This window comes from Streptomyces atriruber, assembly GCF_001418325.1.
GTDB classification, from domain to species: domain Bacteria; phylum Actinomycetota; class Actinomycetes; order Streptomycetales; family Streptomycetaceae; genus Streptomyces; species Streptomyces atriruber.
Window position 1 is genome coordinate 1 of record NZ_LIPN01000338.1, and the last position, 7,513, is coordinate 7,513.

General features: G+C 73.7%; 8 protein-coding genes. 5 read left to right on the plus strand and 3 right to left on the minus strand.

Translation table 11 applies throughout. From position 1 onward, the window contains the following. Positions 1-717, minus strand: a 717-nt coding sequence (locus tag AOK03_RS30310) for an aminoacyl--tRNA ligase-related protein (protein ID WP_208609627.1), incomplete at its 3' end; no start/stop codon positions are given. A 180-nt stretch (positions 718-897) separates the two neighbouring features. Beyond that, on the minus strand, positions 898-1,911 hold the full coding sequence (locus AOK03_RS30315) for an aminoglycoside phosphotransferase family protein (RefSeq protein ID WP_055568562.1): 1,014 nt from the start codon (positions 1,909-1,911) through the stop codon (positions 898-900). 185 nt (positions 1,912-2,096) lie between these two features. Between AOK03_RS30315 and AOK03_RS42835 the strand changes: the two genes are divergently transcribed. Then, positions 2,097-2,270 (plus strand): hypothetical protein, encoded by a 174-nt coding sequence (locus tag AOK03_RS42835; RefSeq protein ID WP_157869117.1) that lies wholly within the window; start codon positions 2,097-2,099, stop codon positions 2,268-2,270. An 82-nt stretch (positions 2,271-2,352) separates the two neighbouring features. Continuing rightward, on the plus strand, positions 2,353-2,640 hold the full coding sequence (locus AOK03_RS30320) for a hypothetical protein (RefSeq protein WP_055568563.1): 288 nt from the start codon (positions 2,353-2,355) through the stop codon (positions 2,638-2,640). A gap of 102 nt (positions 2,641-2,742) precedes the next feature. On the opposite strand, the gene AOK03_RS30325 is transcribed toward AOK03_RS30320, so the two are convergent. After that, positions 2,743-5,583 (minus strand): AfsR/SARP family transcriptional regulator, encoded by a 2,841-nt coding sequence (locus tag AOK03_RS30325; RefSeq protein ID WP_055568564.1) that lies wholly within the window; start codon positions 5,581-5,583, stop codon positions 2,743-2,745. 101 nt (positions 5,584-5,684) lie between these two features. Between AOK03_RS30325 and AOK03_RS30330 the strand changes: the two genes are divergently transcribed. From AOK03_RS30330 to AOK03_RS30340, 3 genes are all read left to right on the plus strand, one after another. Beyond that, positions 5,685-6,557, plus strand: a complete 873-nt coding sequence (locus AOK03_RS30330) for a class I SAM-dependent methyltransferase (RefSeq protein WP_055568565.1) — start codon at positions 5,685-5,687, stop codon at positions 6,555-6,557. Positions 6,558-6,644: 87 nt separating this feature from the next. Beyond that, positions 6,645-6,950, plus strand: a complete 306-nt coding sequence (locus tag AOK03_RS30335) for a helix-turn-helix domain-containing protein (protein ID WP_055568566.1) — start codon at positions 6,645-6,647, stop codon at positions 6,948-6,950. Continuing rightward, positions 6,947-7,513 (plus strand): helix-turn-helix domain-containing protein (locus AOK03_RS30340; protein ID WP_157869118.1); only part of this gene is annotated, 567 nt, incomplete at its 3' end. The genes AOK03_RS30335 and AOK03_RS30340, both read left to right, overlap by 4 nt.

Below are 7,513 nucleotides of genomic sequence, written 5' to 3' on the forward strand. Positions count from 1 at the left end.
CCCATAGAACGCGGCCTCTCCCTCGGCGGCCTCGTAGGGCAGTCCGGAGCCGTCCAGCACCTCGGTGAGCAGGGCGGTGGACTGCCGCCACTTCTCGGGGTCGGCGACGTACTTGCCGCCGGGCCCCGGCAGGGAGAGCCGGAAACGGGCCGGGCGGATGCCGAGCGCGTCGTACGCGGAGCGGATCATCTCCAGGGCGGCGCGCGCCTCGTCGGCGACCTGGTCCAAGGTGCAGAAGACGTGCGCGTCGTTGAGGTGGATGGCGCGGACGCGGTTCAACCCGCCCAGCACGCCGGAGAGTTCGGCGCGGTACATGCCGCCGGTCTCGGCCATGCGCAGCGGCAGCTCGCGGTAGCTGTGGGAGCGGGAGCGGTACATCACCGCGTGGTGCGGGCACAGGCTCGGCCGCAGCACCATCTGCTCGCCGCCCACGTCCATCGGCGGAAACATGTCGTCGCTGTAGTGCGACCAGTGCCCCGAGATCTCGTACAGCTCCCGTTTGCCGAGCACCGGTGAGTACACGTGCCGGTAGCCCGCACGCCGCTCGGCGTCGCGGATGTACTCCTCCAAGGCGTGCCGCACGGCCGCCCCGGCCGGCAGCCAGTACGGCAGTCCCGCGCCGAACAGCGGGTCGGTGCCGAACAGGCCCAGCTCGCGCCCGAGTCTGCGGTGGTCACGGTCGTGGTCGCTGTCACGGTGGTGGATCGCGTTGCTCATGGGGGTCTCCTCGCGTACAAGAGGCGAGTGACCACAAGCCGAAGCCCCGGGGCACTCGCCCCGGGGCTTCGGACTCAGGCATCGGTCAGCGCGCCGGGACACTCTCCGGCGTCGTCGTCATCGCAGCGCGCTTGTTCATGTCGGTGACCGTAACAGAGCGGAGCCGGCAGGGCACGGGATTTATTCGGGCCGGGACCCACGGGGGCCGCGGGCGAAAGGCTCCGTGTCCGTGCTCGCGAGGATCTCCGCCGTCTCGAAGTACGGGCGGCTCGATGCCTCCGCCCCGTGGGCGAGGAGGTAGAGCGCTGTCGAGACGCGTTCGAGGTAGCCCCACTCCCACACCGCCGTGGCGTCGGCGCCGCTCTCCTCGGCCAGCAGCGCACAGTAGCGACGGGCCAGCCGCGGCGCGTCGCCGGCCAGCAGCTCGGCACACCAGTCGCGCAGCACCACGCCGAGATCGTACGAGGGGTCGGCGAGGAAGCCGTCGGGGTCGACGAAGACGAACCCGCTCTCCGCCCCCGCACGTGGCGTCGGCACGCGCAGCAGGTTGTCCGGATGGGGATCGCCGTGGACGACCACGGCCTGGGACGGACGGTGGGCGGCGGCGCGGCGCTCGGCGTACGCCATGGCCCTGTCGTACACGGCCACGGAACAGGGGCGCCCCAGCTCCCTCCACAACTGCTCGACGAGCACGGCCAGCCCGGTCGCCTTGTCCTCGCCGACGGCCTCCGCGGGCCCGGGGGAGCGCGGAACCCGCCAGGCCCGGCGCAGCGTCGCGCACAGGACGGCGATCTGTCGTTCGGGCGTGAGGGCGAGCTCGGACAGGGGTTGGCCGAGGTGCTCCATGAGCAGCGCGAACCGGTCGGTGTCGTGGCGCAGGACGTGCACGTAGCCGTGGCCTCCGGCGCGCAGGAGCGTTGGGATCTGCCCCGCGCCCGCGGCTTCGGGCAGGGCCAGCTTGAGAACCGCGGCCCCTCCGTTCTCGGTGCGGGCCCGGGCCACGTAGCCGCCCGCGCCCGCCCGGAGCGGCGGCCCGACGACGACGGACCACTGACGTTCGAGGTCGGCGAGCAGCGCGGGCAGCTCCGCCAGCCACTTCTCACCGACCGGCCCGAGCCGCTCGGCCCGGCGGCGTACGACGGGCGGCACCTCGACGCTGTCCTCGCGGCCGGCTTCGCGGCTCTCCTCGCGCACGGAGTCACCCTAGGTCGACCGGGGTTCCCCAGGGCCCTGCGGCCGCTGCGTGTGAATGTGGTCACAAGCAGCCGTCTCATGATCGGGGTCGGGTGCCACGGACGTACCGAGTTCGCGTAAGGTCGCGGGTCGGCCACCCACGGCCGACCCGAGCTACACCGTCACCGAACAAGGAGCCGCAGGTCATGCCGGCCAATGACGCCACCCAGGCGCCGATCTACCACACGCTCATCCAGGAACACGGCGACGTCGTCGCCACGGCCCGCAAGGCCGCGGAGGAGACCCAGCAGACGGCCGAGGACCTGTTGGACTTCAGCACGCCCGCCCGCGCCGGCACGCCCGCCGCGCCCACGTCCTAGAGACGACGGTGCGGCACGGGCGTCGTACGGGCGCCCTGGCCGCCGTTCGCGTCGGTGAGGCCTGATCGGCCAAGATGGCGCAATGGACTACGAGTTCTGGAAAGAAATCCACGAACGCGGCGGCATCCCCGCGGTGAAGAGCGCGCTGGAGGCGCTGCCCGGCGACCTCCCGCCGCAGGACGCGGACGCCGCGACGGAGCTGGCCCTCAAGGTCATCGAGGACGACATCGCCCGCATCAACGAGCGGGCGGACCGGGCCGAGGCGCGGGCACGGCAGCTGACCGAGCAGACCCGCGAGGTGAACCAGCAGCTCACCGAGCACGCCACCCGGGGTGCGGAGGAGCCGGCACCCGGGAGAGCCACGGAGTGAGGCGCAAGGCCGGGGTCCCGCGGCCCGAGCCACGGTCCGACCAGGCGCGGCCTCGGGCACACGCGTACCTGTACGCGTACGCGTGAGCCGTAGGCGGCACCGTCAGGCGCGAGCCATCAGCCGCACCATCGCCGTGTCGTACCGCGCCTGCAGCCCCGCGTCGGCAGACACCCGCAGCAGTGCGCCGAGCGCGCGGACCGCGCCGTCGTCGTAGCCGGACGACTCCGCCTCGCGGGCCGCGCTCTCCAGCCGCCGGATGCCCTCGGTCTCGTCGCCCATGCCGAGCAGCGCCTCCCCGATCACGGTCCGCAGCAGCACCCGGGCCGCCGACGACGCCTCCGAGGGGCTGTCGAGGTCGAGCGCGGCGACCGCCGTCTCGAAGGCGGGCCGCCACTCCCCGGCGTCGAGCCGGTGCCGGGCGAGGTGGTACAGCGCGAGGCGTTCGGTGTTCCGGTCGCCGACGCTGTGCGCGAGCTCGGCGGCAAGCGCGCATCCCTCGGCGGCCTCCTCGGGGCTGCCGAGTTCCGACTGCGCGAGCGACAGGTTGATCAGCGCGGTGGCCTCGCCGCGCCTGTCACCCGCCCGGGCGGCGAGCAAGGGCGCGGCCTCCAGATGGACCAGCGCCTCGGAGGTGCGGCCCTCCTCCGTCAGGACCCACCCGAGCAGGGCACGCACCCGGGACTCGGCCCGCGCGTCCCCGTCGGCCTGCGCCGCATCGAGCGCCGTGCGCAGCAGGGGAGCCCAGTCGTCCCGCACCCGCCACACGATCTGCGGCCACAGCGCGAGGACGATCCGCCACGTCCTGCCGTGCAGCCCCGCGGTGCGCGCGGCCGACGCCGCCAGCGTCAGGTCGTCGCGCTCGGCCGCGTACCAGGCCATGGCCTGCTCACGGTCGGCGAACTCCCTCGTGGCCTGCGGCGGGCGGAAGTCCGTGGGCAGCGCGAAGCACGACTCGTCACCGGGCTCGGCCGCGTCGGCGGCGGCCAGCGCCGTGGCCACGCTGTGGTCGAGCCCGCGCACCAGGGCGTCGGGCCCGGCCTCCAGGCCGCGCGCGTACAGCCGTACGAGATCGTGCAGCGTCCAGCGGTCCGGCGCCGTCCGGATCACGAGGTGCGCCGCCGTCAGCTTGTCCAGCGCGGCGCCCGCCGCGTCCGGGTCCGTCCCCGCGAGGGCCGCGGCCGCGTACCGGTCGACGTGCGTGCCCGGGTGCTGCCCGAGGTGGGCGAAGTGGTGCGCGGCGTCGTCCGGCAGTCGCCGCACCGTCAGCCGCAACGCCGCCCGGACGCCGGTGTCCTCCACGTCCAGGAGGTGCAACCGCCGTGACTCGTCGGACAGTTCGGCGCTCATCGCGCTCAGCGGCCAGTCGGGCTGGTCCGCCAGCCTGGCGGCCGCGACCCGCAGCGCGAGCGGCAGTCCGCCGCACAGCTCCGCGAGGCGCCGGGCGGCCACTTCCTCCGCGAGCACCCGTTCCTGGCCGAGCACCGCGGCGAGCAGGGCGGTGCTGTCCTCCGGTTCGAGTACGTCGAGGGGGACGGGCCGGGCCGCGTCGGAGGCGATCAGACCGCGCAGCCGGTACCGGCTCGTCACCACGGTGACGCACTCCGCTCCGCCCGGCAGCAGCTCCCTGATCTGAGCGGACTCCCGGGCGTTGTCGAGCACGACGAGGAGCCGACGGTCTGCGCACAGGGACCGGAACAGCGCGGACGCGCCACCGGCCGACTCCGGTATCCGGCGCGGCGCGACGCCCAGCGCGAGCAGGAACTCCCGCAGTACTTCGAGGAGTGCGGGCTCACCCGTGTCGCTGAAGCCGCGCAGGTCGGCGTAGAGCAGGCCGCCGGGGAACTGCTCGCGGTTGCGGTGCGCCCAGTGCGCCACGAGCGCCGTCTTGCCGACGCCCGCGGGCCCGGTGACCAGACAGACGGGTGCTTCGCCCGCGGCGGCCCGGGACAGGGCGGTGAGCTCGGCGGCACGACCGTGGAACCCGCGCGGCATGCGCGGGAGGAGGTCGACGGTGGGGGACGGGGCCGGGGGCTGGGCTGGAACTCCGCTCGGCACCGGTGGCGACATGGGGGCCGACGCTGCGGCTGCGGTGGAGGGTGAGGCTTCGGTCGGGCCTGCACCTGAACCTGACGTTGAGGCCGAGGCCGGAGCCGTGGCGGAAGCCGCGACCGAGGTGGGCCGCCGTGTCGAAGCACCCTCGTCCTCCTCGCCACGCAGCACGTCCGTGTACGCGTCGGCCAGCTCCCGGCCCGGATCGACGCCCAGCTCATCGGCGAGCAGCCGCCTGGTGCGGTGGAACCAGTCGAGGGCCTCCGAGCGGCGCCCCGCCCGCTGCAGCTCTCGCACGAGCGCGGCGGACAGCGATTCGCGCAGCGGGTGGACGCTCGCCTCCGCGCGCAGCACCGCGGCGGCCCGCGCGTGCTCGCCCGTCCGCGAGTAGGCCGTCGCCAGCGACTCCACGGAGGCGAGGCGGAGTTCCTCGAGCGCCTGCGCGGCGGCCTGCAGGGGCTGGCTCGGATACGCGCCGGTCAACGCGGGCCCCTGCCAGAGGGACAGCGCCTCCTGGTACATCGCCACGGCGTCTTCGGGCGCCCGCTGACTGCGGGCCAGCGTCACCAGCTCCTCGAAGCGGTGGGCGTCGAGGAGGGACTCCGGCATGCGCAGGACGTACGCGGTGCCTTGCGTGAGCAGCTCGACGCCGTACATGTCGGCATCCGCCGTGTCGAGCAGGACCCGCAGCCGCGACACGTGGCCCTGGATGACGCCGCGCGCCCGCGGGGGCGGTTCGTGGTCCCACAGCGCGTCCGTCAGCTGATCCACCGGGACCGGGTGATTCGGCCTGAGCAGCAGCGCGGCGAGCAGGCTCCGCCGCTTTGCGGGGCCGAGGGGCAGCACGCCGACCTCAGTGGCGACGGAAACCGCTCCGAGCAGCCGAAACTCCACTGATGCAACTCCTCTTGCGGGCAAAGATCCAGATGTGCGAAGAGTACGGTCCAGGTGCGGACCCCCGAGCGACGGGGGACCACGAGAGGAGACGAGCCGGCATGGTCGCTGGTTGGGAGTGGGACGACACGCTGTTCGAGGGGGCTGCCGCCCACTACGCCCGCGGACGCCTTCCCTACGCGCCCGGACTGGCCGCCGCACTCGCCGAGACCCTGCATCTCGACGGGCACGGGCGCCTCATCGACGTGGGATGCGGGCCGGGAACCATCGCGCTGACCCTGGCCCCGCTGTTCGGCGAGGTCGTGGGCGTGGACCCGGACGACGGAATGATCACCGAAGCGCAGCGCGACGCCGCCGGGCGAGGAGTCGCCGGGCGGACGCGCTGGGTACGGGTCCGGGCGGAAGACCTGCCCGCCGGGCTCGGCACGTTCACCGTCGCCACCTTCGGCCAGTCCTTCCACTGGATGGACCAGGACCTGGTGGCGTCGACCGTCAAGGGCATGCTCCGACCCGGCGGTGCGCTGGTGCACATCTCGGACCTGAAAGCGGAGGCGGGAGCAGAGGCGGCGGAAAGGGCGGATGCCGCCGGAGACCTGCCGCATCCTGCACCGCCCCACGCGGCGGTGGGTGACCTCATCAAGAGCTACTTGGGCCCGGTACGCCGGGCGGGCCGCGGCGTGCTGCCGCAAGGTACTCCCAGTGGCGAGCGGCTGGTGCTCGCCCGTGCCGGGTTCGCCGGACCACAGCGCCTCGTCATCCAGGGCGGGCAGCCGTTGGAACGCTCGGTCGACGACGTGGTCGCGGGCGTCTTCTCGATGTCGAGCTCCGCGCCGCACCTGTTCGGGACCCGCCTCGGCAGCTTCGAGACGGAGCTGCGGGCACTGCTGCGGGAGGCCTCCGCGTCGGGCAGGTTCTCCGAACGCGGCCCGGGCACGGAGATCTTCGTCTGGCGGAACGACGCGGTCGAACGCTGAGACCGGAGAATGCGTACGGTCCCGGATGCATGCGTAATCCGCGTGGTGCATGCGGAAGACGCCGATCCCCTTGGATAGGCTGGCCCCATGGGGATGTCTTCCACCGAGCGGCTGCGTGCGGCAGTGGCCGCGCTGATGCAGCTCACCGGCGACACACAGGCGAGCCTCGCCGCCGTGCTCGGCGTCGACCAGACACAGGTGTCGCGCCGTCAGTCCGGTACCGCGGCCTGGAGCCTGGACGACTGCGACGCGATCGCCGCGCACTACGGCATCGATGTGCTCGACCTGCTGGCAGGCCCCACGCGCGCGTGCGAGGTGCTGTCCGCCGACCGCCGCCGCACCGTGCCCAGGCGTCGCGCCGCGGCCGAGGCGCCGAAGGGAGCGCGGCAGTGAGCGACTTCGACGCGATCGACGCGATGCTGGCCGCCTCCGGGCCCGAGGTGGCACTGCCGCCCGCCGAGGAACGCCGCGCGCTCCGCGACGCCCTCAACCTCTCCCAGGCGCAGGTGGCGCGCGCCATCGGCGTGAGCCCGGCGACGGTCGGCGGCTGGGAGTCCGGCCGTGAACCGACGGGCGGGATCCGCGAGAAGTACGCGTACTTCCTGGACGCCGCACGCACAAGGCTGACGCCGGAACCGGAACCGGAGCCGGAGCTGGAACCCGATCCCCTTCCCCAGTCGTGCGTCCTGTGCGGTCACCCCGCCACCGACCAAGTCGAAGGCTTCCCGCAGCACTTGGACCACGCCGAGTGCGGTCCGGCCGAGGGCGGCGCCAAAGACACTCCCGGACCCTCCGCTCCTACCCGCCCGGTCCCCACACGCCCAGCCCCCGCCCCGGCCCCGGTGAAACTCGTCCCGGCAGGCCGCCGCGCCCAGACCGCCGCCGAGGCTCCCGACGCCATCGGCCGAGCCGTGAAGGAGGCGCTGGCCGCGCACGAGGGTGACGTGGAGGCCGCC

What these genes read in the sequence shown, in the direction of transcription:
- AOK03_RS42835 (WP_157869117.1), top strand. Translation starts at nt 2,097, where the DNA reads ATGCCGGCCAATGACGCCACCCAGGCGCCGATCTACCACACGCTCATC.
- AOK03_RS30320 (WP_055568563.1), top strand. Translation starts at nt 2,353, where the DNA reads ATGGACTACGAGTTCTGGAAAGAAATCCACGAACGCGGCGGCATCCCC.
- AOK03_RS30330 (WP_055568565.1), top strand. Translation starts at nt 5,685, where the DNA reads ATGGTCGCTGGTTGGGAGTGGGACGACACGCTGTTCGAGGGGGCTGCC.
- AOK03_RS30335 (WP_055568566.1), top strand. Translation starts at nt 6,645, where the DNA reads ATGGGGATGTCTTCCACCGAGCGGCTGCGTGCGGCAGTGGCCGCGCTG.